Annotated in this window: 20 protein-coding genes; 14 read left to right on the forward strand and 6 right to left on the reverse strand. The window is 70.9% G+C overall.

Going from position 1 to position 24634, the window contains the following annotated elements; all coding sequences use genetic code 11:
- Positions 1-5: 5 nt before the first annotated feature.
- Together QA634_RS05600 and QA634_RS05605 are read right to left on the reverse strand one after the other, a co-directional pair.
- Positions 6-1328 carry a selenium-binding protein SBP56-related protein gene (locus QA634_RS05600; protein WP_012331071.1) on the reverse strand — a complete coding sequence of 441 codons (1323 nt, stop codon included), beginning with the start codon at positions 1326-1328 and terminating at the stop codon, positions 6-8.
- Between the two features lie 182 nt (positions 1329-1510).
- The gene (locus tag QA634_RS05605) at positions 1511-3457 is read right to left on the reverse strand and encodes an alpha amylase C-terminal domain-containing protein (protein WP_012331072.1); all 1947 of its coding nucleotides are present in this window, start codon (positions 3455-3457) and stop codon (positions 1511-1513) included.
- Positions 3458-4270: 813 nt separating this feature from the next.
- Here QA634_RS05605 and QA634_RS05610 point away from each other — a divergent pair.
- The 6 genes from QA634_RS05610 (at position 4271) to QA634_RS05635 (ending at position 10384) form a co-directional block, all read left to right on the forward strand.
- Positions 4271-4510: a hypothetical protein gene (locus tag QA634_RS05610; RefSeq protein ID WP_012331073.1), complete on the forward strand. Its 240-nt coding sequence runs from the start codon at positions 4271-4273 to the stop codon at positions 4508-4510.
- Positions 4511-4934: 424 nt separating this feature from the next.
- Entirely contained in the window at positions 4935-7337 is a 2403-nt protein-coding gene (locus tag QA634_RS05615) for a TonB-dependent receptor (protein ID WP_283027319.1), read from the forward strand.
- Positions 7338-7340: 3 nt separating this feature from the next.
- Positions 7341-8024: a Fe2+-dependent dioxygenase gene (locus QA634_RS05620; RefSeq protein WP_012331074.1), complete on the forward strand. Its 684-nt coding sequence runs from the start codon at positions 7341-7343 to the stop codon at positions 8022-8024.
- 17 nt (positions 8025-8041) lie between these two features.
- Complete coding sequence (gene exbB, locus QA634_RS05625; protein ID WP_012331075.1) at positions 8042-9088, forward strand: tonB-system energizer ExbB; 1047 nt, start codon at positions 8042-8044, stop codon at positions 9086-9088.
- Between the two features lie 13 nt (positions 9089-9101).
- Complete coding sequence (exbD, locus tag QA634_RS05630) at positions 9102-9575, forward strand: TonB system transport protein ExbD (protein ID WP_012331076.1); 474 nt, start codon at positions 9102-9104, stop codon at positions 9573-9575.
- Positions 9572-10384, forward strand: coding sequence for a TonB family protein (locus tag QA634_RS05635; protein WP_012331077.1), 813 nt, complete (start codon positions 9572-9574; stop codon positions 10382-10384). Before exbD ends, QA634_RS05635 begins: the two co-directional genes overlap by 4 nt.
- Before the next feature lie 93 nt (positions 10385-10477).
- Here QA634_RS05635 and QA634_RS05640 read toward each other — a convergent pair whose 3' ends face one another.
- The gene (locus tag QA634_RS05640) at positions 10478-10903 is read right to left on the reverse strand and encodes a DUF1810 domain-containing protein (RefSeq protein ID WP_012331078.1); all 426 of its coding nucleotides are present in this window, start codon (positions 10901-10903) and stop codon (positions 10478-10480) included.
- A 450-nt stretch (positions 10904-11353) separates the two neighbouring features.
- Between QA634_RS05640 and QA634_RS05645 the strand changes: the two genes are divergently transcribed.
- The 3 genes from QA634_RS05645 to QA634_RS05655 all read left to right on the forward strand — a co-directional run bounded on the left by QA634_RS05645 (position 11354) and on the right by QA634_RS05655 (position 15435).
- Complete coding sequence (locus QA634_RS05645) at positions 11354-13147, forward strand: adenylate/guanylate cyclase domain-containing protein (protein ID WP_012331079.1); 1794 nt, start codon at positions 11354-11356, stop codon at positions 13145-13147.
- A gap of 34 nt (positions 13148-13181) precedes the next feature.
- Positions 13182-14003 carry a phosphatase PAP2 family protein gene (locus tag QA634_RS05650; RefSeq protein ID WP_012331080.1) on the forward strand — a complete coding sequence of 274 codons (822 nt, stop codon included), beginning with the start codon at positions 13182-13184 and terminating at the stop codon, positions 14001-14003.
- A 67-nt stretch (positions 14004-14070) separates the two neighbouring features.
- The gene (locus tag QA634_RS05655) at positions 14071-15435 is read left to right on the forward strand and encodes a S8 family serine peptidase (RefSeq protein WP_012331081.1); all 1365 of its coding nucleotides are present in this window, start codon (positions 14071-14073) and stop codon (positions 15433-15435) included.
- A gap of 157 nt (positions 15436-15592) precedes the next feature.
- On the opposite strand, the gene QA634_RS05660 is transcribed toward QA634_RS05655, so the two are convergent.
- The gene (locus QA634_RS05660) at positions 15593-17092 is read right to left on the reverse strand and encodes a CoA-acylating methylmalonate-semialdehyde dehydrogenase (protein WP_012331082.1); all 1500 of its coding nucleotides are present in this window, start codon (positions 17090-17092) and stop codon (positions 15593-15595) included.
- Between the two features lie 181 nt (positions 17093-17273).
- On the opposite strand from QA634_RS05660, the gene QA634_RS05665 reads away from it, so the two are divergent.
- The 5 genes from QA634_RS05665 (at position 17274) to QA634_RS05685 (ending at position 22283) form a co-directional block, all read left to right on the forward strand.
- Positions 17274-18194 carry a LysR family transcriptional regulator gene (locus tag QA634_RS05665; RefSeq protein ID WP_012331083.1) on the forward strand — a complete coding sequence of 307 codons (921 nt, stop codon included), beginning with the start codon at positions 17274-17276 and terminating at the stop codon, positions 18192-18194.
- A gap of 229 nt (positions 18195-18423) precedes the next feature.
- Positions 18424-19584 carry a hypothetical protein gene (locus tag QA634_RS05670; protein ID WP_265576540.1) on the forward strand — a complete coding sequence of 387 codons (1161 nt, stop codon included), beginning with the start codon at positions 18424-18426 and terminating at the stop codon, positions 19582-19584.
- 25 nt (positions 19585-19609) lie between these two features.
- Complete coding sequence (locus QA634_RS05675) at positions 19610-19906, forward strand: hypothetical protein (RefSeq protein WP_012331085.1); 297 nt, start codon at positions 19610-19612, stop codon at positions 19904-19906.
- 42 nt (positions 19907-19948) lie between these two features.
- A complete protein-coding gene (locus QA634_RS05680; RefSeq protein ID WP_150108581.1) occupies positions 19949-20395 on the forward strand; it encodes a hypothetical protein in 447 nt (148 codons plus the stop codon).
- A 169-nt stretch (positions 20396-20564) separates the two neighbouring features.
- Positions 20565-22283, forward strand: coding sequence for a L,D-transpeptidase family protein (locus QA634_RS05685; RefSeq protein ID WP_012331087.1), 1719 nt, complete (start codon positions 20565-20567; stop codon positions 22281-22283).
- Positions 22284-22416: 133 nt separating this feature from the next.
- Here the strand turns inward: QA634_RS05685 and QA634_RS05690 are convergent, their stop codons facing one another.
- On the reverse strand, positions 22417-23631 hold the full coding sequence (locus tag QA634_RS05690; RefSeq protein WP_012331088.1) for a type II secretion system F family protein: 1215 nt from the start codon (positions 23629-23631) through the stop codon (positions 22417-22419).
- Positions 23631-24515, reverse strand: a complete 885-nt coding sequence (locus QA634_RS05695) for a GspE/PulE family protein (protein ID WP_265576541.1) — start codon at positions 24513-24515, stop codon at positions 23631-23633. The genes QA634_RS05690 and QA634_RS05695 overlap by 1 nt, the downstream gene beginning before the upstream one ends.
- Positions 24516-24634: the final 119 nt, after the last annotated feature.

Raw genomic sequence — 24634 nt, forward strand, 5'->3', positions numbered from 1 at the left:
CGGGCTCAGTTCGTGGAGGGCGAGGCCGCCCCGAACGCCATCATGTGCGGGCGCCCGAGACGCTCGGCCGTGAAGTCGATCGCGAAGCGCGGCGTCAGCGCGGCGCCGTCCCAGGTATACGCCTTCAGGAACTGCTCGTTCTCGGCCCCCGTCTTGTCCCAGTTCGCCAGGAGCGAACTCGTGTAGTAGAGGCGTTTGCCGTCCCAGCTCTGCGAGACCATGTTGAGCTGCGCGCCGATCTTCTTCTCGTAGATCTGCCGCGGCCGGTGCGGGTCGGAGACGTCGAAGACGCGCGTGGTGCCGTCCATGAAGGTGTCCACGAACAGGGTGCGGTCGTCCGCCGAGAGGCTGATGTCGACCGGGAGCGGCAGCTTGGAGGGATCGCCGATATCGGCCACCGCCTCGGCCTTCCAGGTGCCGCGCTCATCCTCGTGGACGAGCCAGATCTTCGCCGTGAGGGCGGTCGAGGTGAAGGCGTAGGAGTGGTGCGGCCCCCAGGCCCAGCGGATCTCCAGGGGCACGCCCGGCACGTGCAGCACCGACCGGGGCTGCCGGGCGTGGAAATCCCACACGACCATGGTCTGGCCGAAGCGCTTCATGGCCTCGGCATCCGCCACGACCTCGGCGAGCGGGCGCATGTAGTTCTCGAGGCCCGTGAAGGACGAGGTCAGCATCACGTTGCGGCGCGGCAGCACGCGCGCGTCGTAGCCGTAGCCGTCGGCCCGGGCCTCGATCCGGGCGCCGTTCGGGGCCGCGTCGGTCGGCAGCCAGTGGGTCGCGATGTAGTCGCCGCCGTTGGAATACTCGACGAGGGCCGCCCGCCCGGTGCCGTCCCGGTTCGAGAGGCTCGGGATGAGCATGCGGCCCGGCAGCGCGTAGGCGCCGTGCGGGCCGGCCGCCCCGCCGCTCCTCTCGACGAAATCCTCGATCACCTTGACGAGGCGCGGCGTCCCGGGATCCGACGCGACGTCGAAGATGAAGATCTTGCTGTCGGACAGCCCGGCCGCCCAGAACTGGCGGCGGTCGTCGGTGAAGCCGCCGTGATGGGCCTCGTGCCGGCCGCCCACCGAGGCCGCGTGGATCGGCTTGCCGAAGGTCGGCGAGCCCTCGCGCGCGTCGACAGTGACGAGCTTGTCCGAGCCGTCGCCGAGCCCCTCGACGCCGAGCGTCCAGACGTAGACGAAATCCTCGACGCCGGTGATCTTGGCCATGTAGGGCGACTGGCAGGTCTCGTCGGCGAGGGCCGGCCCCGTCGCCAGCAGAAGGGCGGCGGCGCCCGCGCGCCACGCCGCGCGCACGCCGGACGGTCCCGAGTGGATCCTGCTCATGGATCTCTCCTCCCCGCCCCCTGCCCGCGCCGACATCCTCCCGCCTCGACCGGCCCGGACGGGGCGGCGGGGAGCGGGATCGTGGCGACACCTGTTGCGATCATGCTTCGCCAATTCGGCGGGGGTGTCAATCACGCGACCCGGGCCGCCGGGATCTCCCCCGGCCCGGGCCCGCGGACCGCTCACGGGTCCTCCTTGACGAAGACCACGACGGCGTTGGCCGGCAGGACCACCGCCGCCGAGTGCGGCAGTCCGTGCAGCGGCGGGCCGCCCGCCTCGATCGCGCCGGAATTGCCGGCGACCGCCGGATTGACCCAGCCGTCGTAGACGTCGCTGTTGAAGGCCTCGCGCCACGTCCCGCCCCGCGGGAACCCGAGGGCGTAGCCGTGCCGCGTGGCCTCCGCCAAGCTCGCGGCGACGACCACGTCCCGCCCCTGGCCCGGCAGCCAGCGATGATACGCGATGACGCGGTTGAGATTGTGGACGTGGAAGACGTTGATCTCGCCGCGGGTCAGCGCCGGCTGCGCCCGGCGCAGGCCGATCAGCTCGCGCGTGAAGCGCAGGAAATCCGCCATCGCCCGGTCCTGCCGCAGGCCGTCCCACCAGATGCGGTGGTCGGGATCGTCGGGGGAATCGCTCCAGAGCTTGTCCTCCAGGAACTCCTGACCCATGAACAGGAGCGGGATGCCGGGGCCGGTGAGGAGCAGGCCCGTCGCGACCCGCGAGCGGCTGCGCGCGTACCACGAGCGCGCGTTCGACGGATCGGCGGCGGCCGGGACGCGCGGGCGCCGGTCCTTCGCCTCGTGGGCGACGAGCAGGACGTCGTGGTTCTCCAGCATCTGGACCGCGCGCCAGCGCTGCGGGAGGCCGTTCCACGCCGCCAGGGCCTGCGCGACCGGGTCGAGGTTCACGTCCGCGTCGCGCCCGCCCGCCGCCTGGGCGAGCGCCTGCCGCACGCTCTCGCGCAGGCCCGCGTGCCAGACGAGGTCGAAGCCCGCGCCGCCCTCCGCCGCCGGGCGCACGCAGGCGGCCTGATCGGGCGCCCAGTACTCCGCGACCTGCACGGCCGAGGGCTTGGCGCCGCGCAGGGCCGCCGTCAGGTCCTGGCAGAAGGACCAGCCGCCGAACGCGTCGATGACGCTCACCTCGTCGTAGCGCAGCCCGTCGACGTGGAATTCCCGGGCCAGGAACACGGCATTGTCGATCAGGAACCGGCGCACCGGGGCGTTCCAGTACGCGAAGACGAGGCCGCCCGCCCAGCCCCGGTCCGTGAAGTAGAGGCTGTCGTTGTTGTTGCCCTGCGGGACCCGGTCGAAGAAGTACAGGCTCTCGTCGCCGAAATCACCGCCCGCGTGATTGTAGACGACGTCGAACAGCACCGCGATGCCGTGGACGTGCAGCAGGTCGACGAACAGGCGCAGCTGCCCGGCGGCGTCCCGGATGTCGGCCGCCGCCACGGGGGCGTGGCCGCGCGCGGCCAGGAGGGCGTTGGCGCGCCGCAGGGAGGGGCCGAGTTCGGCCTCCGGCACCGCATAGGTAAATTCCGGCGAGAAATAGTCGGTGCCGTTGTAGCCGAGGCTGAAGGCGGTCGGGAATTCCACGATCGGCAGCGGCTGCACGGCCGTGACGCCGAGCTCGGCGAGGTAGGGGATCCGGTCGATCGCGTCCAGGAAGGTGGCGACCCGGCCCTGGCGCCGGTCCGCCCCCGCCGCGTCGACGGCGAAGAAGGTCCCGACATGGAGCTGGTAGATGATCAGGTCCTCGTAGGCCGGCGGGCGGAACCCCGCATCGTGCCAGGGATAGGCCGCCGGATCGGTCACCACGCAGTTCCAGTCCGGGGCGACGATCTCGCGCGCGTGAGGGTCGCGCTTGTATCCCCGCGAGCCCGGCCCGTCGACGTAGAACTTGTACTGCGCGCCCGCGCCGACGCCCGGTACGAAGCCGGCCCAGCAGCCGGAGGGATCGCGCACCAGCCGCTGCGCCTCCGCGCGAGGAGACCAGCCGTTGAACGAGCCGGTCACCCACACGCCGAGGGCGCGCGGGGCCCAGCACCGGAAAGTGCAGCCGCCGGGCCTCGCCGTGGCGCCCATCGGCGTGTCGGGACCGATGTGAGTCTGGCTGGCGGGCATGGGACCGTCCTCGCTTCGCTCGCCTCCCCCGATTCGGTCGCGTGCCGCCGTGTTCGGCGGTCATGCCGAATTCCTCTCACGCACACGCTCAGTGTCTCGCCCCGCTCGGGGCCGGAAGATCGCGCACGCCGCACGACAACCCGCATTCAACAGGCGGATGCGGCGAAGCGGATGGACTACGCAAGACAAGGATGTCTGTAACTCCCTTATAGGCGAAGCGCCTCGATTGAGAAGGCCGATGATCCGGCCGCGTCGGAAATTTCGGTCGGCGTTCCGGCCGGACAAATCCGGGCGGATCTGGCGCCGCGACGGTCTCTGCCGGCCCGATCGCTGGCGGGCGGCGACCTTCCTCAGCTTTCGACCGGGAGAATGTCCGCGTCGCGCTCGCCCTCGTCCCGCCTCGCCCGACGGGCGTTCCCCCTCCGCCCGGCCGGGAACCGGCCGCGGGGCGGCGCCCGGCCCGGGCGGCTGCCAAGAGCGGCTGCCAAGAGCGGCTGCCAAGAGCGGCTGCCAAGAGCGGCTGCCAAGAGCGGCTGCCAAGAGTAGCAGCCAAGAGTACCAGCCAAGAGCAGCGGCAGACGAGTCGCGGGAATGCGGCGTCACCGGGGCTGCGACGCCCTCGCTCGCCCTGATTTATTCTCATTCAAATCTGTGCGGCGGCGCGAGATGGGGGTTTCATCTTGCGCGACCGGCCCGGCTCCCGGTAGCTGGGCCGGAACAGGGCTGCCCCGCCCCGGTGCGCGGGAGCGCCCCGGGGCGCCCGGCCACGGGGTCCGCGCCGGAGCGCCGGCCCCTCGCGCGAGGATGCCACGGATGGACGAACTGAACGGACGGATGCTCGGCGTGCAGATCCTTCTCACCGGCGTCATCGCCCGGATGGCCGGCGAGACGCGCGACCCGGTGGGGTTCCTCAGCGAATTCCGCGACGAGATCCGGGCGGTGGTCGGGGGCGTGCGCATCGCGGGCGCCGCCGACGAGGGGCGGGTGCGGGCGAGCGCCCTGGCGGCCGTCGACGAGCTGTTCGCCCTGATGAAGCCCCCGAGCCGGGAATGAGGGCGCTCGACCGGAGTGCGGGCCGTCATCCCGCCCGTTTCGGGAAAGGTTCGGGTTGTTGCTGCCTTGCAACAATACAACCTTAAATGGCAATCTTTCAGCGGATCCGGCCCCGGCGCCCTCCCGGCGACGCAGCAAGGCCCTGATCGCACAAGGGGAAATCTCGACGCCAGCGAGATCCGCAGATCATTCTTGGAAAAAGTCTAATCAGGGACTCTACCTCTGCGTTAGATCGCTGCGATTGCTATAATATTCCTTATTATAATTCCAAACTACGGCGATTGACTGGAAAATTATCCTGCCTTTTTTAGCTTTCATGTCCGGCCCGAGGCGTGGCGCGGCATCCATACAGGGGGCACCATCCGTGAAGCGGCCGAAGCCAGTTCCGCATCTCCGGCGTCGGGCCGGTCACAGCCATCCGACGATGCTGGCGGATCCGAAGGGCGCGGTCGGCGTGGCGTGCGCGGTCGCCGTGGGGTCGGTCGGGACCGCCCAGGCCCAGCAGGCGCCGGCCGCGGCGCTGCCCCCGCTCAACGTCGATGCCCCGATCGTCCGGCCGCGCCCGCCGGCCCCGCAGCCGACCAAGGCGCAGGTGAAGGCCCGCACGGCCCTGCGCCAGGTCGTGCGCGCCCGGCAGGTGGCGGCGCCGCCCGTCGCGGCGCCCGCGCCCAGCCCCGCCGCGGGCGGCGCCGCGGCCCTGGCGCAGCTCGACGTGGGCGGCAGCCCCTACGCGGACCCGGCCGCGCCCTACAAGGCGGACCGCCTCGCCTCCAACCGCTTCACGCAGCCGATCCTGAACACGCCGAAATCGATCACCGTGGTGACGCGGGAGGTCCTCAACGACAAGAACGCGACGAGCTTCCGCGACCTCGCGCGCACCACCGCGGGCGTGACGCTCGGCACCGGCGAGGGCGGCAACGCCTTCGGGGACCGGTTCTTCATCCGCGGCTTCGACGCGCGCAACGACGTCTTCATCGACGGCATCCGCGACCCGTCGGTCAGCGTGCGCGAGAACTTCTTCACCGAGCAGATCGAGATCCTGCGGGGGCCCGCCTCGACCTTCGCGGGCCGCGGCACCGCGGGCGGCGCCGTCAACATCGTCACCAAGCAGGCGGGCTTCGCGGATTTCGTCAGGGGCGAGGGGCAGCTCGGCACTGACGCGACCCGGCGCGTCACCCTCGACGTCAACCAGGTGATCAGCCCGGCCCTGGCCGTGCGTGTGAACGGCCTCTACCAGGAGGCCGGCGTCGCGGGCCGCAACTCCGTCTACGACGACCGCGCCGGCGCCGCGGTGGCCGTGACCCTGAAGCCGGCCGACGGCTGGACCTTCACGGCGAACTACTTCCACACGGACCTGGACAGTCTCCCGGATTTCGGCGTGCCCTTCAACGTGCGGGTGCGCCGGCCCTTTACCGAGAGCATCGTCCCGCGGGACACCTATTACGGCTTCGTCAACCGCGACTTCTACCGCGTCCAGCAGGATACCGGCACCCTGACGGCCGAGTACGCGCCGTCCGACGGCATCAAGCTGAGCAACCGCTTCCGCGCCGCGCATTCCGTGCTCGACTACGTCGGCACCCTGCCCCAGGCGCCGGTGATCCCGGCCAACGGCAACCTCGCCGGCACGACCCTGACCTTGAGCCCGCAGAGCCGCTACCAGACCGTCGACGTCGTGGCGGACGTCGCCGACGCGACCTTCAAGTTCGCGACCGGGCCGATCCTGCACACGGCCGTGATCGGCAGCGAGATCAGCCGCGAGAATGTCGGCCGCGACACCTATGCGGGGCTGCGCTCGGAACTGTCGAGCGCCGGAACCGGCGGCACCTTCACGGGCACCGGCAGCCTGACCGGCGTCAACATCCTGGCGCCGCCCAACCTCCTGCCCTTCGCCCGCAAGCCCTACCGGGCCGGCAACCCGACCACCATCCCGGTCGACACCAAGGCGGCCTACCTGATCGAGACCGCCAATTACGAGGACGTCGTCCTCCTGAACGGCGGCGTCCGCTACGACGATTACAACGTCTCCTCGACGAGCGGCACCAGCACGGTGCGGGCGCATTCGGGCCTGCTGAACTACAATGTCGGCCTGACGGTGAAGCCGCAGCCGTTCCTGAGCCTCTACGGGGCCTACGCGACCTCGTCGAACCCGGTCGGGGCCGAGCTCGACGCGTCGAGCTCGGCCTATGGCGGCCTCAGCCCGACCGCGACCGTCAACCAAGTGTTCGGGCCGGAGCTGAACACCGCCGAGGAGGTGGGCGTCAAGGCGGAGCTGTTCGACCGCCACCTGCTCGCGACCGCGGCCCTGTTCCGCACCACGAAGGAGAATGCCCGCGAGACCGTCGGCACGGGCGCGGCCGCCACCATCGTGGCGGACGCGGCCTACCGCGTGGAGGGCGTCGACCTCGAACTCGCCGGCAAGATCACCGACCGCTGGAGCGTCTTCGGCGGCTACGTGATCATGGACACCAAGGTCACCAAGAGCGCCAATCCGGCCACCATCGGCTACCGGCTCGCCAACATCGCCCACCGCTCCTTCAGCATGCTGACCAAGTACAAGGTCACGAACTGGCTCGAATTCGGCCTGCAGGCGGTCAACAATTCCCGCATCTCCGGCGGCACGCTCGCCTCCAACAACAACGTGCTGCCCTCCTACTGGCGCTTCGACGCCTTCCTGGAGGCGAAGGTCAGCGAGAACCTGACCGTGAAGCTGTACGGTCAGAACCTGTTCGACCGGAAGTACTACGACGCCTTCTATCGCAGCGACGCGCCCTTCACCTTCATCGCCCCGGGCCGCAGCGTCTACCTCATCGCGCAGGCGAAGTTCTGAATCATGCTGGTCTGCATCCCGGAGGTCCTGAGCAAGGACGAGGTCGCCGAGTTCCGCCGCATCATGGACGCGGCGGAGTGGGAGGACGGCCGCGCCACGGCCGGCGCGCAATCGGCGCTCGTGAAGCGCAACGAGCAATTGCCGCCCGACGGCGAGGTGGCGCGCCAGCTCGGCGCGCGGGTCGTGCGGGCCCTGCTCGCCAACCCGCACTTCGTCTCGGCGGCGATCCCGCTCCAGATCTTCCCGCCGCTCTTCAACCGCTACGGCGAGGGGCACCATTTCGGGATGCACGTCGACAACGCCGTGCGGGGCGATCCCCTGACGGGGCTGCGCATCCGGACCGACCTGTCCGTGACGCTGTTCCTGGCCGAGCCCGACGAGTACGACGGCGGCGAATTGGTGGCCGAGGACTATTACGGCACGCAGGAGGTGAAGCTGCCGGCCGGGGACCTCGTCCTCTACCCGTCCTCCAGCCTGCACCGGGTCACCCCGGTGACCCGCGGCACCCGGGTGGCCTCGTTCTTCTGGCTGCAGAGCATGGTCCGCAGCCCGCAGGCGCGCAGCCTGATCTACGACCTCGACGGCGCCATCCAGGGTCTCGCGGCGGAGCTGGGCCAGGATCACGCCGAAGTCGTCAGGCTGGCGGGGATCTACCACAACCTGATCCGCACATGGGCCGAGGTATGAGGGCGAGGGACGAGAGGATGAGGGGCAGAGATCCGAGGGAGCGCGCCGCGCCGCGCCGGCGGCGGGCGTCCGCGGCCTTCCGCGCCGGGCTCGGCGCGTGGCTGATCCTGGCCCTGCTCGGCCTCGCCGGCGCCCCGGGGCGGGCGCAGCCGCAGGGCGCCGCCGCGCCGCCCGACGCGGCCGCGCCCGCTCCGGCGGCCGCGCCCGCTTCGGTGGCCGCGCCCGCTTCGGCGGCTGCGCCCGCTTCGGTGGCCGCGCCCGCTTCGGCGGCGCCGGCCGAGGCGCCGCCCGCGGCCGCCGAACCGGCCCGCGCGCCGCAGGCGGACCGGGCGGAGCCCGCCGCCCGGCCGGCCGCCGCGGCGCCGCAGATCCACGACCTGTCGCCCTGGGCGATGTTCCTGAATGCCGACATCCTGGTGAAGATCGTGATGTCCGGGCTCGCCCTCGCCTCGGTGGTGACCTGGACGATCCTGGCCGCCAAGACGGTCGAGCTCGGCCTGGCGCGGCGCGGCCTCGGCCGGGCCCTCGGCCGCGTCGCCGGCGCGGGCAGCCTCGCCGAGGCCGAGCGGGAGCTCGGCGGGCGCGACACCGTGCTCGACCGGCTCGTGGCGGCCATCCTCGACGAGGTGCGGATCTCGCGCGGCCTCGGCGAGGGCATCAAGGAGCGCGCCGCCTCCCGCTGCGCGGAGATCGTGAAGGCGGAGGGCCGCACCGCCCGCCGCGGCATGGGCGCGCTGGCGACGATCGGCGCCATCTCGCCCTTCGTCGGGCTGTTCGGCACCGTCTGGGGCATCATGAACAGCTTCATCGGGATCGCGAGGGCCCAGACCACCAACCTCGCCGTGGTGGCGCCCGGGATCGCCGAGGCGCTGCTCGCCACCGCCATCGGCCTCGCCGCGGCGATCCCGGCGGTGATCGTCTACAACCACTTCGCGCGGGCGACGCGCGGCTACGGCGAGCTCGTCCAGCGGGCCTCCGGGGCCGCCCAGCGCCTGCTGTCGCGGGATCTCGACCGCGACGGCGAGGCCGGGCGGCGCCTGTCGCTCGCCCGCGCGGCCGAGTAGCCGGGAGGCCCCGATGGCGGTCGCACTGGGCGGCGACGAGGACGACGGCGACGATTTCGGCGAGGCGCACGAGATCAACGTCACCCCGTTCATCGACGTGATGCTCGTCCTCCTGATCATCTTCATGGTGGCCGCGCCGCTCTCGACGGTCGACCTGCCGATCGACCTGCCCTCGTCGAGCGCCCTGCCGCAGAAGAAGCCCGACAAGCCGACCTACGTGACGATCAAGGCGGATCTCGCGGTGGCGATCGGCGAGACGCCGGTCAAGCGGGTCGACCTCGCGCGCACCCTCGACGGGCAGGGCGACGGGCGAAAGGACCGGCGCATCTTCCTGCGCGCCGACCGCGCCGTGCCCTACGGCGAGATGATGGACGTGCTGGAGATCCTGCGCGCCGGCGGCTACCTCAAGGTGGCCCTCGTCGCGCTGGAGGGAGCGCCCGGCGCGGATGCGAGGGGGGCCGGCGGCGCGCCCCCCGCGCCGCGATGACCGGACCGGCTCGCGGCGAGGCCGCGATCGGGCGGGTGGGGCGGACGGCCTGGCCGATCTGGCTCGCGGCCGGCGCCTTCGTGCTGGCGCTGCACGCGAGCGGCCTCGTCCTCGCCCTCGGCGCGGCGGTGCCCGACGAGTCCGACGACCTCGGCGCGAGCGCGCTGGAGATCGGCCTGGAGATGGCCGCGCCGCGCCGCGAGCCCTCCGACCTGCCGCCCGGCCCCGAGGCGGAGGAGGCCGCGGCCGCGCAGGCCATGGTCCAGCAGCAGGCGACCGAGACTCCGACCGAGCTGCCGAAGGCCGTGCCGACCGAGGCGGAGGATCCCGACCGGATCGTCTCGCCCGACGCGACGCGCAAGCCGCAGGAGGACAAGCCCGAGGTCAAGCGGACGGAGACGAGCGCCTCGCAGGACTCCGTCGCCTCGGAGGCGGCCGCCGTCCCGACCTCCGAGACGATGCGGGAGGCGCCGCGCTCGACCGCCCCGGTGCTGGGAACGGGCGAGAGCGCGCGGCGCGCCCGGGTGACCTGGCAGAAGCAGCTCCTCGCCCATCTCGACCGGCACAAGCGCTACCCGAGCGGCGCCGCCCAGGCGACCGGCCAGGTGACGGTGACCTTCGTGCTCGACCGCCTCGGCCGCGTCGCCTCGGCCTCCGTCAGCGCGGGATCGGGCGACGCGGCGCTCGACCGCGCGGCCCTGGCGATGATGCAGCGCGCCGATCCGGTCCCGCCGCCGCCGCCCCTCGTGGCCGACGAGGGCCTCACCTTCGCGATCCCGGTCGTGTTCCGGGCGAAGAAGGGCAAGTGAGGAGAAGGGCACCTGAGGGCGGGACCGCGCGCCCCGCGCCCGTGCGGGCCCGCGCGGCCGCACCGCAGGGGGAGATCCGGGAAGGAGGGCCCCTCACAGCCCCAGTCGCTCGAGGGTGCGCGGATCCTCCCGGCCGCCGTAATAGAGGTCGAGGGCCGCGCGGAACCCCGGCTCGGTCGGCGCCGCGCGGGAGAACAGCGTCATGCTGGAGCGGAACTTCATGTCGTCCGGGGAGCCGAACAGGTCCTGCGCCGTGCAGCCGGTCAGCGCGGTCGCGGCCGCGGTGCAGCGGCGCAGCCGCTCGCCCAGCAGGGGATGGGCGAGGTAGGCCCGGGCCTCCGGCAGACCGCCGATGGCGTAGCGCTGCGCCATGGCGCTGGATCCGAGCCCCGCGACCTGCGGGAAGATGAACCACATCCAGTGGCTCCGCTTGCGCCCGGCCGTCAGCTCGCGCAGGGCCTGATCGTAGGTGCCGCGCTGCGCGGCGACGAACCGCGCGAGATCGTAGGGATCGTCCATGCCGGGCCTCCGGTGCGGAGCGGCGCCGCGATCCCGCGCGCCGCGACACCCCGGGCCAACCCGCGAGGGCCCCCCGGCGATCCGCCGCCCGCCCGGCCGGACGCGGTCTCCGGTTCGCGCGCCCCGCCGGGAGGGGCCGGACAGCCGCGCGGCGAGGTCCCCGCCGATCCCCTTGCCACCAGTTTCGCCACGGCCCGCAGGATCAGTGTCACGACATTTCTCGTTACCCAAGATGTCGTTCCCTGCAAGGACGCCCGCTCGGCCGCGATGTCCCGCAATTGCGACCCCGATCGACTCGCACGGTTGCGGTCCTGTTCGTGCCTCGACGGTGCGGACCGGGCCGGGCGGCTGCTCCCCAGCGGTGACCGACTATGGTAAGGAGCGGCGATTGCCCGCGATGCACTGCTCCATCGGGATCGCTCGTTTCGAATGGCCAATGGGGAGCCACGGATGGCCGACACGGGGGATCCGGCTGGGCCGGCCGAGGGGATCGCCCGCAGCACGCTCGCGATCCTGGCGGCCGACGTGGTGGGCTACTCGCGGTTGGCCGAGATCGCCGAGGAGGACACCCACACCCGGCTGCGCGCGCTCCGGGTCCGCACCATCGATCCCTGCGTCGTCTCCTTCCGGGGCCGCATCGTCAAGAACACCGGCGACGGCCTGATCGCGTCCTTCGACTCGCCGCTCGACGCGGTCGCCTGCGCGATCCAGCTGCAGGACGAGGTCGCCGCCACCGAGCGCGCCCAGCCGGGCGAGCGCAGGATCCGGTTCCGGATCGGCGTCAACGTCGCCTCCACGATCGTCGATTCCGGCGACGTGTTCGGCCGCGGCGTCAACATCGCGGCGCGCCTGCAGGAGATGGCGCCGCCGGGCGGCATCATCATCTCCAAGCCCGTCTTCGACGCGGTCGCGCCGCGCGCGCGGATCAAGGCGGTCGATCTCGGCCCGACCCACCTCAAGAACATGGCGACGCCGGTGCGCGCCTATTCGGTGCTGGGGCACCAGCCCGACACCGACCCGGCGGCGCGGCCGCTGCGCCGGCTGAAGGCCAAGGTTCCGTCGATCGCCGTGCTGCCCTTCCGCACCGAGGGGCGCGAGGCCGGCTCCGACTACATCGGCATGGGACTGGCCAACGACCTGATCGTGGCGCTGCAGAGCGTGCGCGGGCTGCTGGTCATCTCGCGCAGCTCCACCCTGCCCTACCAGGGCCGGGGCGTCGACCGCAGGCGGGTCAGCCGGGAACTCGGCGTGCGCTACGTGCTCAGCGGGTCCGTGGCGGTCAACGGGGCGAGGCTGCGGATCAACGCCAGCCTCGCCGACCAGGAGACCGGCGTCGTGATCTGGGCCGACCGCTACGACGGGTCGACGGCCGACATCTTCGCGCTGCAGAGCCGCATCGCCACCCGCATCCTGTGGAGCATCGCCCCCCACGTCCGCGAGGCCGAATTGAAGCGCGCGCTGCGCAAGCGCTCCGAGAACCGGAACGCCTACGAACTCGTGCTGCAGGCGGTCGACGCCATGTACCTCATGCGCAGTCCCGAATTCCCGAAGGCCCGCGAACTCCTGCAGGACGCGATGCGGGCGGACGAGACCTACGCCACCTCCTTCGCGTACGCGGCCCTCTGGCACATCCACAACGTGGCGCAGGGCTGGGCCGCCGACGTCGGCTCCGAGGCCGAGGAGGCCACGCGCCTCGCGGTCGCCGCCATCGAGCGCGACCCGGCGGACGGCTTCGCGCTCGCGGTCTACGGCCACACCAAGGCGCTCTTCTTCCGCGAATACGCCAACGCGATGCTGATCTTCGAGCGTGCCCTCGAAGCCTCGCCCGGCAACGCGATGGCCTGGACGCTCAGCAGCGGCGTCTACGGCTATGTCGGACAAGGGGAGGCTGCCGTCACCCGTGCGGAGCAGGGGCTGCGTATTTCCCCAGTCGACGTGCAATCATACTTCTATCTCATGTTTCTTGGTCAGGCTCATTATCTCAGTAGAAACTACGAAGAGGCGCTGATCTGGGCGCAAAAAACCTTTTTGCTCAATCCGAGGCTCTGCGCAAATTTGAGGATTCTTGCGGCAACACTGGTTGCTCTGGAGAGAATTCCGGAAGCCAATCTTGCCGCCCGGGCGATCCTCTCGGTGCAGCCGGCTTTTCGCCTGAGAGCTTACGCGGCAAGGTGTCCTTTTTCAGGAATTCTGCTAGAAGAATTCATCGACAGGCTGGAGCGGGCCGGGCTGCCGCACGCATGACCGGAGCCGGCCCCCGGGCGGATCGGAGGGGGTAATGGGAGGCAACTGGTTCGACGCGCTGGGCGGCAACTGGATCAGCCCCATGGGCGGCAACTGGGTCGACGCGGCGGCCTCGCCCGGCCCGCAGGTCTTCGCCATGCGGGCCGACCGGCCGCTGGCGGAGATCCCGGTTCAGGCCGACCTCACCGCCACCTTCCGGGCCTCCGAATGGGATCCCGACCTGATCGCGCTCGCCATCCTGCCGCAATTCATGAAGGCGAAGGTCGGCACCAAGACCTGGGACGCCGCGATCGCGCTGCCGGCGCCGGCCGCCATCACCCAGCCGATGATCGACGACCTCCTGCTCCTGGCGATCACCGAGCGGCCGGACGCGCTCCCGGAGATCGTCCAGCAGCACCAGAACTTCCAGACCTGCTGGCTGCAGCTGCTGAACATCAGCAGGGCCTCCCATCCGCAGACCTACCTGCTGATGAAGCTGATCGCGCGGTGCGGCGAACTGGCCATGATGGTGCTGAAGCTGCGCCACCCGGCGCGGCCGCGGCCGTCCCAGGTCTGCCCGACGCTCTACCCCCCGGTGCCGGTCCCGGGCCACTCCTCCTACCCGGCCGGCCACGCCCTGATCGGGAGCTTCACCTCCGCCTGCCTGGCGGAACTCTTCCCGCCCCCAGCCCAGGCCCAGGCCCAGGCCCTGACCGCGCTGGCCGCGCGGGTCGGCTTCAACCGCGTCATCGCGGGCCTGCACTTCCGCCAGGACGTGGATGTCGGCCTCGACGTCGGCCTGCAGCTGAAGCCCTTCATCAAGCAGTGCCAGCTCTACAAGGACACGCTGGCGGCGGCGCAGGCGGAATGGGCCTGAGCCCGCAGCGCCGAAGCGGTCGCCGCTTCGGCGCAGGAGGCTCTCGCGGCGAAGAGGGGAGGCGTCCGTGGCGCGCAATGTCCCGCATTCCGGGTTCCGTCGCGTTCTCTGGGAGAGGCCGAGCGATCCGGCCCTGGTGCGGGCCGCCGAGAGCGTGGCGGCGCGCGAGCCGCCCGACCGCTGGCTGGACGCCTACCGGGTTCCGGACGGGGTGAGGCTCGACCGCGCGTTCGGGGCGATCCCGATCGGCCCGGGAGCGGGGGCGCGGGAGATCTCCCCCCTGTCCCTCGACCCGCGCCGGTCGGAGCGGTTCCTGGTGCGCGCCATCATCCCGGTGCCCGGCTCCGGCGAGATCCCCGCCACGCTCGACGGCGGCGCGGTCTCTTCCGACGCCGAGGTCGGCACCACCCTGACCTGCGGCAGCAGCCGGGCGGTCGGGACCGAGGCGGACGTGCGGACGCGGCTCGACACCGCCCTGCTCGCCCAGAACGGGCTCGACGGCAGCGGCGTCGCGATCGCCATCGTGGATGGCGGCATCTCCCTGGCGCGGCTCGCCGCGCGGCTCGGCACGCCGCCGCTCCTCGACGCCGGCCAGTCCTGGTCGCCCACGACCATCGTCTCCGTGCCGGGCAGGCACCGGGTCGGGCACGGCACGATGTGCGCCTTCGACGCGCTGATCGCGGCGCCGAAGGCCACCCTGCTCGACGTGCCCGCCCTCGCCGCCCGCTCGGCCGGCGATCACTCGGCGGCCGGGACGGTCGGGGCGGCGATCCAGGCCTACTGGTTCCTGATCACCCGCTGGCTGCTCACCGGGCCGCCGGCCGGCCTCGCGGCGCTCGTGGTGAGCAACAGCTGGGGCATCTACCACCCGAGCCTCGACTTCCCCCAGGGCCATCCGGGCCGCTACGTCGACAACCCGAACCATCCGTTCCGGTTCTACGTCCGCGCCCTGACGCAGAGCGGCACCGACGTCGTGTTCGCGGGCTCGAATTGCGGGCCCGAATGCCCGGCGGCCCCGTGCCTGCAGCGGGTGCAGGGCGCGATCATGGGCGCCAACGCCTATCCGGAGGTGCTCACGCTGGCCGCCTGCACGACCGCCGGGGACCGGCTGGGCTACTCCGCCAAGGGTCCGTCGATCGCCGGGATGACGCCGCAGAAGCCGGACGTGACGGCCTACAGCCACTTCCTCGGCTCGCTCAGCCGGAGCCGGTTCACGCCCGACGGCGGGACCTCGGCGGCCTGCGCGGTCGCCGCCGGCTGCGTCGCGGCGCTCCGCACCCGGGCGAAGCCGGCCACCACCTCCGCCGCCGCGATGGCGCAGGTCCTGCGCGCGACCGCCCTCCAGACCGGGCCCCCGGGGTGGAACGCCGAGCGCGGCCACGGCGTCCTGCGGCCCGTCGAGGCGGGCCGCAGCCTGGGGCTGATCCCCTGACCCGGCCGCGGGCCGGGCGACCCCGGCCCCGCCTGATCCCAGCGGTCATGGGACATGACCGGCGGGTCCGTTCTCGACTCGTCGCCGAGCTGCCGGCTTGGGGCGCGCAATCGAGAGGGTCGACGGCCCGGTGCGTCGGCATCCCGGGCCGTCGGGATCACTGCATGGTGGGCATCACGAAGTCGGCCCCCGCCCGGATGCCGGTCGGCCAGCGGGTCGTGATCGTCTTGAGGCGGGTGTAGAACCGGACGCCCTCCGGCCCGTGCATGTGGTGGTCGCCGAACAGCGACGCCTTCCAGCCGCCGAAGGAGTGGAAGGCCATCGGGACCGGGATCGGCACGTTGATGCCGACCATCCCGACCTCGATCTGGTGGGCGAATTCCCGCGCGGCGTCGCCGTCCCGGGTGAAGATCGCCGTGCCGTTGCCGAATTCGTGCGCGTTGATGAGCTCCGCCGCCGTGGCGTAATCGGGGACGCGGGCCACGGCGAGCACCGGCCCGAAGATCTCCTCCTTGTAGATCCGCATCTCGGGCGTGACGCGGTCGAACAGCGTGCCGCCGACGAAGAAGCCGTTCTCGTAGCCCTGGAGCGTCAGGCCGCGCCCGTCGACGAGGAGCTCGGCGCCCTCGGCGACGCCCTGGTCGATGTAGCCGCGCACCTTGTCGAGGTGCTGGCGCGTGACGAGCGGCCCCATCTCGGCCTCCGGATCGGTGCCGGGGCCGACCTTCAGCGCGCGCACCTTCGGGACCAGCCGCGCGATCAGCGCGTCGGCGGTCTTCTCGCCCACCGGCATCGCCACCGAGACCGCCATGCAGCGCTCGCCCGCCGAGCCGTAGGCGGCGCCCATCAGCGCGTCGACCGCCTGGTCGAGGTCGGCGTCCGGCATGATGATCATGTGGTTCTTGGCGCCGCCGAGCGCCTGGGCGCGCTTCCCCTGGCTCGTCGCGGTCGCGTAGATGTGGCGGGCGATCGGGGTCGAGCCGACGAAGCTCACCGCGTTCACGCCGGGGCTGAGCAGGAGCGCGTCGACCGCCTCCTTGTCGCCCTGCACCACCGAGAAGACGCCGTCGGGCAGGCCCGCCTCCCGCAGCCACTCGGCGAGCAGCAGGGCGGCGGAGGGATCGCGCTCGGAGGGCTTCAGGATGAAGCAGTTCCCGCAGGCCAGGGCGACCGGGAACATCCACATCGGCACCATGGCCGGGAAGTTGAAGGGCGTGATGCCGGCCACCACGCCGAGCGGCTGGCGCAGGGAGTGGGAATCGACCCGGGTGCCGACATTCTCGGTCACCTCGCCCTTGAGGAGCTGCGGCGCGCCGGTGGCGAATTCCACCACCTCCATGCCGCGCAGGATCTCGCCCTTGGCGTCGGAGAGCACCTTGCCGTGCTCGGCGGTGATCACGGCGGCGAGCGCGTCGGCGCGCGCCTCCAGGAGGCCGAGGAACCGGTTGAGGATGCGGGCGCGGCGCAGGGGCGGGGTGGCCGCCCAGGCCGGGAAGGCCGCCCGGGCGCTCGCCACCGCCGCCTCGACCTCGTCGCGGCTCGCGAGCGCCACCGCGCCGGTCTGCTCGCCGGTGGCCGGGTTGAAGACGGGCGCCGTCCGGCCCGAGCGGCCCGGCACGCGGGCGCCGTTCACGAAGTGGTCGATCGGGGAGATCATGGCGGGGGTGCCTTCCTGTCCGGCCCGCTCCGGGCCGCCTGTTGACGGGCTGTTCTGGGCCGACAAAAATCGCGGCTCAATGGCAGATCCCGCCCAACCGTTGTGCGGAGTTTCGCGCCCCTGGGGGCACGCCCGTGCGGGTCGCGCCCGGACGGGTGGTGCCCGTGAGCCGGGAGCGCCGATGAACTGGGACCACCTGCAGGTCTTCCTGGCGGTCGCCCGCTCCGGCCAGATGCTGGAGGCCGGCCGCCGGCTCGGCCTCAACCACGCCACGGTGGCGCGCCGGATCGAGGGGCTGGAGGCGGCGCTCGGCGCCACGCTGTTCCACCGCCGGCCGCACGGCTCCGTGCTGACCGAGGCGGGCGAGGGCCTCGTGCCGGTGGCCGAGCGGATCGAGGCCGAGGTGCTCGCCGCGACCGCGCGGCTGCGGGCGCAGGAGGCCGAGCCGACCGGCACGGTGCGGATCGGGGCGCCGGACGGGCTCGGCAACCTCTTCCTCGCCCGGGAACTCGGCCGGCTCGCCCGCCGCCACGCGGGGCTGATCATCGAGCTCGTGCCGCTGCCGCGCTCCTTCTCGCTGTCGCGGCGGGAGGCGGACCTCGCCATCGGCCTCGACCGGCCCAGCCACGGGCGGCTGATCCTGTCGAAGCTCTCCGATTACAGCCTCGGCCTCTACGCGGCGCGCGACTACCTCGACCAGGCGGGCGCGCCGGCCGGCGAGGCGGACCTGGCCGCCCACCCGGCGGTGATCGGCCTCGACGACTACGCCTACGCCTCGGCCCTCGACTACGCGGCCTTCCTGCAGGACCGGGCGCGGCGGGTCTTCCGCTGCGCCGGGGCGGTCGGGCAGCTCGAAGCGGTGCGGGCCGGGGCGGGCATCGGCATCCTGCACGATTTCGCGGCCGCCGGCTGCCCGGACCTCGTGCGGGTCCTGCCCGGGATCCAGTTCCGGCGGACCTACTGGCTGATGTCGCATCCCGACAGCCACGAGGCGCGCCGGGTCGCCGCCTGCCGGGACTTCATCACCCGGCGCTTCCGGGAGGAGCGCGACCGCTTCCTGCCGCGCCGGTCCGCCGGCCCGGTCCCGCCGGACGCGCCCTGACCAGGCGCAGCGCTGCCGAGGCCGGTCTCCGCCGCTCGGGTTCTCCGCCTCTCGGGTTCTCCCCCTCTCGGGTTCTCCGCCGCTCGGGTTCTCGGCCTTTCGGGTTTTCCGCCTTTCGCTGCCGCGCCCATCCGGCAGGCGCGCGCGGCCCGGCGCCCGCCCGAGGGAGGTCGGCCCACCCCAATCCTGCCCGTCGCGGCCCTACGAGCAAACCGGGCCCGGCGAGGTCATGGCCTTCACCCGTGATCATTTCCTACAACAACCACTTGCGGAGGCGGCCTTTCGCAGGCATCCTGTGCAACCACAGATGGCCAGTAATGATGCCGCTTTTCTCAAATCCTCGATGACGGAGGGCGTGGTGGCTGGCGATATGGATTTTCAAGAGTCGGTAGTATTTCACGCGGTGCGAGGACCCGACGCGCAACCACATCTTTCTCCGCAAGGGCGCGCCTTGCCGGTGCTCCAACAATATGGACGTATTGCGATTACGTTGGGAGATGTCGGCGTGACGTCGCCGATCAACGAGGAGAATTTGTATGAAACTGAGAGGCTGGGGCTCGATGCGTTTCGCCTTCGGAGCGAGCAATCCTACAGGAAGGCCAAGGCGAACCGGCCCGCGAACGCGCTGACCTGGGGCGGGGATGGCCCGCGCGCGCCGCTCGACAAGGGCGACCTCGAACGTTCGTTCGATCCGCCGCCCGGAGCCCCGGCGGCTTACAGGCTGATCGGCCGCGTGGCGGCCGGTCTCGTCATCGTCTCCGGCCCCGGAGCGCTCGCGTTCACGCAAGCCGAACGGACCAAGATCGTCGCCGAAGTCCAGAACGCCCATGCTTGGCTAAGCTCGCAAAGTCCTGCGAAGGACGTCACGTTCGTACCGATCATCAATCAGGTTGACGTGACCGCCGCCGACAATCCGCAAGGTGGCAGCTATGAGAGCCAGGAGCAGTTTTGGCGGGATGAGGCGCTCTCCCAGCTTGGTCACGACGCGGGGACGGCCGGTATCGCACAATTTTTGCAAAGCATGCGCCAGAGCGTGGCGGCGGATTATTATTACTGCGCGTTCTTTGTAAAGTATACGACTTTTCATTTTGCCTATGCGCATCCTGAGAGCGCGTACCTTGTTCTCAACTACTACAACGACAGCTGGGGGGCCGACAATATCGACCGTGTTTTTGCGCGCGAGTCCTGCCACATCTTTGGTGCGCCGGATGAGTATGCGTTGGCGCGGTGCGAGTGCGGCGGCTCCTGGGGCGTCTTCGGGCGCCCCAACATCAATTGTGAAAGCTGTGCTCCGAGCGGCGGCGAGCCCTGTTTGATGAAGGCAAACACTTGGTCGATGTGCGCCATGACACCATATCACGTTGGCTACAACGGGTTGCCGGCCGTGTAGCGGCCGCACCGCGGAGGGCCGAACGATGAATGAGCTGCTTCTCATCAAGGCGCCCGATCCATCGGAGACTTTCGAAAAGCTGAACTCGAAAGTCACGATCCTGCAATCATTCTCGCCGCGTCTCCATGAGGTCGAGGGCTCTTCGGACGATGTCGCGGGAGCCGCGACGCTGCCGGGGGTGGTCGCCGGGGCGGCCGTCCAGCATTCGGACCTGTCACAATCGGAAAAGCTTGCGGTCGATGCGTGGCGCTTGCGCCTGAAGGGAAAAGCGCGGCCTTACGAAGGAATGAATTGGGGCTCGGACGGCTTCGATCCGCCGTAGGTGGAGAGCCATTTGCGGCAGGTGGCACAATGCGGGGCGGCCATGAATCGCTTGGTTGTCGTGACATCGGTTTGGCTTGCGTGGATCAGCTTCGCCAGCTTTGTCCTTGGCTCCATCACGACGTATTATGTACAATGGAAGGCGGCCGACGCCGCAAAGAAGGCCAGCGAAGCCGCGAACGGGGCGGTTCAGCGCGCCGCGCCGGCGGGCGGCCCACCGGGCGCGCTGCCGGCCAACGCTCCCACGATCGGCGATCTTTCGGAGCTCTTCAAAGCGATCACGGGGGCGCTCGACGTCGTGGTCAAGGCGGGTCCGGGCTTGGCCGGGCTCATCGCATCGATCCTGTTCCTTGGGGTGGGCTGCTGGGCCTCGACCGAGCCGGACCCGCGAACATGCACCATTAACAAAGACACCGTGATCAGCATCAAAGACAATAAACTGACTGAACCAGTGATCGTCGCATGCAAATCTGATTCCGCAAAGAGATAATTGTTCGATGTGCGATCTAGTTCGCACAGGTGTGAAAAATTGCACTATGAGAGCTTACGGTCCGAGCTAAGATATAGTCTGTAGTCAAATCGCCATATATTTCCGGTAGAACTGTAGAGTCGGTCTCACTCAGGCCTCGTTGATATCCTCTAAAACTTGGAGACTTCCGATGCGCAGGCTCGAAGGCCGATCGATGTACATCGTGCGCCTGATGAACGTCATGGCTGCGAGTGGAGGCGTGGATCCATTCGTGCAGCGTTGCACCGACGCGCATCTCGCCTCCATATGGATCCGGATGGGCTATGGAAGGCGGATCGATCCCAATCTCCGGCATCCTGACTTTTCGCAGCTTCATAAGAAATTGACCGGTGCCGGCATCCAGATCTGGGGCTGGCACGTGCCGCGCTGTCCGAACGTGGAGATTGCCCAGCAGGAAGCCGAACTCGTCGTCGGCTGGGCGCGGGACTTCACCTTGGCTGGCGTTCTCCTGGATGCGGAGCAGGGCGACCGCTTCTTTCAAGGGGGCGGGGATGAAGCGGCAGCTTATGTCCGCCAAGTGGAAACCGGGTTGAGCGCCCTGGGAGCAGGCCTCGCCCTCTCGAGCCACGATGCGCCGAGATTTTTTCCGAACTTTCCGTTCCCACGCTTCTTGAGCCAAGTCAGCGATAATTGCCCACAAGTTTACTACACGAAGGAGGTTTCCGGAAGATTGAATCGGTCAATTCAGCAATACAAGGCCCTCGAACTCTCGCGAGCGTTTGCTGACCGTTACAAGCCGGTCGGTAACATCACGATTCGCGGCGACGTTGCGCATGAGAGCACGGCTGCTTGCCTGGAGAGGGCGGCGGCGTTCGTCGATCTCGTGACCGAGCAGGGGTTCAAGGCCTACGGTTTCTGGTGCGCTGACGAGGCGCCGGACGAGATATGGCAGTTCCTGAAGGGAAAGGACGTGTTTCCGGCAGCCATTCGCCCCGCTGCTGCGGCTCCTCTCGCCGCAGCGGCTCCTCCCGCGGCCGCGGCTCCTTCGATCAGCGAGGGCGAACTCGACTCGTTTGCGGACGACGTGCGCACCTTGCAGGCTCTCGCCGAGGACGACCAGCGTGAATTCTACGATACGGTGCTCGCATCCCAGATCGAGGAATTTGCACTGCGCGCACGGGATGCCGCCGACGATGCGACGCTCATGCGCTGGCTCCAGATCCAGTCGCTCACGGCGCACTTCGTCACGGAGGGCGTCGCCGACGTCACCTTCGACCTCTGGCGGCGCTCGGACGATCACCTGAACAGCATCGTCGCGACGCTGCCCCCGGAGGCGCGCAGCCGCATCAGGTTTCTGTTCCAGGAATTTGCCGATACGGGAGAGGCGTCGCCGCCGGGCGTGTTGTCGGCGCCGCTCGGCCCGCGCGCGTTCGAGGCGCCGGATCTCGGAGAGGACGGTGTTCTGGCGGCCTTCACCGGAACGGGTACGTTCACGAGCGCCCGAGGCTTTCCCGTCGTGAGCGGCACGCTCGCCGTGCTCGATCCCGACCGGGGCCAGGTGGTCACGTTCACGGCCAATTCGGGCGGCGGAGCCCGCGGCTCCCGCGCCACCTACGGTCCCACGCCCCCCGGCATCTACCGCGTCAGCAACCATCGCCCCAATCGCACGACGGCCGGAATGGTTCTGGAAGGCGTCGGATTCTCATTCGATCTCGATCCAACCGCTGGGACACCGGTCTATGGCCGCAGTCTGTTCCGAATTCATCCGGACGGCGGCGCGCCGCAGACCAATGGCTGCATCGGCGTGCGCGAGCACGCAGGCCGGTTGCGCGACGTGGAAAACCTCTTGAACGCCAATCTTCGGGCGAATGGCGGCCGATTCAAGCTAACGGTCAAGCATCAGCTGTGAGGGCGGCAAAAATCTCTCGCGCCCCTTGCGACGCCGGCGGCCGCTGGCGTCGGCAGAGGTGCCGCGGCGGAGCGGCCATCGCAACCGGCCGCCCCGCCGGCCGGACGGGCGCACCGCCCCGACCCGCCCTCCCCTACTGCACCAGCTGCCCGACGCTCAGGATCGCGTTCATCACCGAGACGATGAGCCCGCCGATGAGGCCGCCGATCGCCACCGTCACGAGCGGCGTGAACAGGGCGAGCAGCCGGTCGATGCGCTCGCGCACCTGCGCCTCGTGCATCGCGGCGGCGTGGAGCAGGACCGGGCCGAGCCGGTTCACCTGCTCGCCGCTGGCGATCAGGGTCAGGGTCGAGGGCGCGTAGTCGCGCAGGGCCGCGAGGCCCGCGGCGAGCCCGCCGCCCTCGGTCAGGCAGCGCGCCGCGTGGTCGAGGGCCGCCCGGACGACCGCGTTGCGCGGCAGCGGGCGGGCGGCCGCCACGGCGTCGGGGATCGGCACCTGCGCGGTCACGAGCGTGCCCAGCACCCGGCAGATCCGCCCGAGCTCGATGCCGATCATGATCCCGCCGATCACCGGGAGCCGCAGGGCGAGCCGGCTGCGCACCCGCGCGAAGCCCCGGTCCGACCAGATTGCCGCCAGCGCGAGGCAGGCCGCGCCGGCGCCGGCGAGGAGCGCCACCCACCACGCGGCCAGGAACGCGCCGAGCCCCGCCGCCGCGCGGATCGCGAGGGGCGGCGGCCGGCCGCTGCCCTCGAAGAGCGGCAGCAGCGCCGGCACCAGCACCCCGATCACCATGCCGAGCGTGCCGAGCCCCATCAGGATCAGCAGCGCCGGGTAGATCATCGCCGAGGCGAGGTGCCGGCGCACCGCGTCGCGCCGCTCCAGGGAGGCGGTCAGGGTCGCCACCACCTCGCCGAGCGTGCCGGTCGCCTCGCCCGCCCGCAGCCCGTCCACCATCTCGCGCGGGAAGGCCTGCGGGTGGGCCGCCATCGCCCGCGACAGGGAGGCGCCCGCGAGCACGCGCTGGAGCACGTCCGCCAGCACCGGCCGGAGCGCGCCGGGGCTCTGGCGCTCCACGAGGCGCAGCGCCCGGTCCACCGTGAGCCCGGCGCCGAGCAGGGTGCCGAACTCCTTCAGGAAGGCGATGCGGGCCGCGTCCGAGACCCGGTCGCGCCCGAACAGGTCGCGCGCCCAGAAGGGCTTCTCGCCCGGGCCGGCCGGCCCGATCTCGAAGACCTGCAGCCCCTCCGCCCGGAGCTGCGCCAGCGCCCGGGCCTCCCCCTCCGCCTCGACCCGGCCGCTCCGCTGGCGCCCGTCGGGCGCGAAGGCGCGGTAGTGGAAGACCATCATCAGACCAGCCCCTCGAAGACGCGCCCGACCTCCTCCAGGGTCGTGTCCCCGGACAGGACGCGGGCGCGGGCGCTCTGGGCCAGGCTGGTGAGGCCCGCCGCCTCGGCGGCCCGGGTCAGGCTCTGCTCGTCGGCCCGGTCGGCGACGAGCCCGCGCAGGGTGGCGTCGAGCGTCATGATCTCCGACACCACCATGCGCCCGCGATAGCCGGTGCCGTTGCAGGCCGGGCAGCCGCCGGCGCGGCGCAGGGTGAGCGGCGCCCCCGCCGGCACGCCGAGGCGCAGCCGCTCCTGCGCGGTCGCGGGCGCCGCCTCGGCGCAGGCGGCGCAGACCCGCCGCACGAGGCGCTGCGCCACCACCCCGTTGAGGGTCGCGGCGATCAGGAAGGGCTCGACCCCCATGTCGACGAGGCGCGTCACCGTGGCGGGGGCCGAGTTGGTGTGGAGCGTCGAGATCACGAGGTGGCCGGTGAGCGCCGCCTGCACGGCGACGCGGGCGGTCTCGCCGTCGCGGATCTCGCCGACCATGACCACGTCCGGATCCTGGCGCAGGATCGCCCGCAGGGCCGTCGCGAAGTCGAGCCCGATGCCGGGATGCACCTGGACCTGGTTGACGCCCGCCATCCGGTACTCGACCGGGTCCTCGACCGTGACCACCTTGACCTGCGGGCTCGCGACCCGCCGCAGCGCCCCGTAGAGCGTGGTGGTCTTGCCGCTGCCGGTCGGGCCGGTGACGAGGACGAGGCCGTTCGGCCGGCGGATCATCGCCTCGATCCGCGCGATGGCCGGGGCGTCGAAGCCGAGCCCGGCGAAATCGTCGACCCGGCGCGAGCCGTCGAGGACGCGCATCACCACGCTCTGATCGTGGGTACGTTTTTCGCGCACCGCCCTCGATCTAGCTATCCCTTTGTGACTGCAACGGATTTATCGGCTACGGGCCGGCAAAACGCCGGCCCGAAATGAGAACGGAAGCACAACGACGGGGGTCTGTCGGGGCACAAGGT

It is taken from the genome of Methylobacterium sp. CB376 (genome assembly GCF_029714205.1).
Lineage (GTDB): Bacteria > Pseudomonadota > Alphaproteobacteria > Rhizobiales > Beijerinckiaceae > Methylobacterium.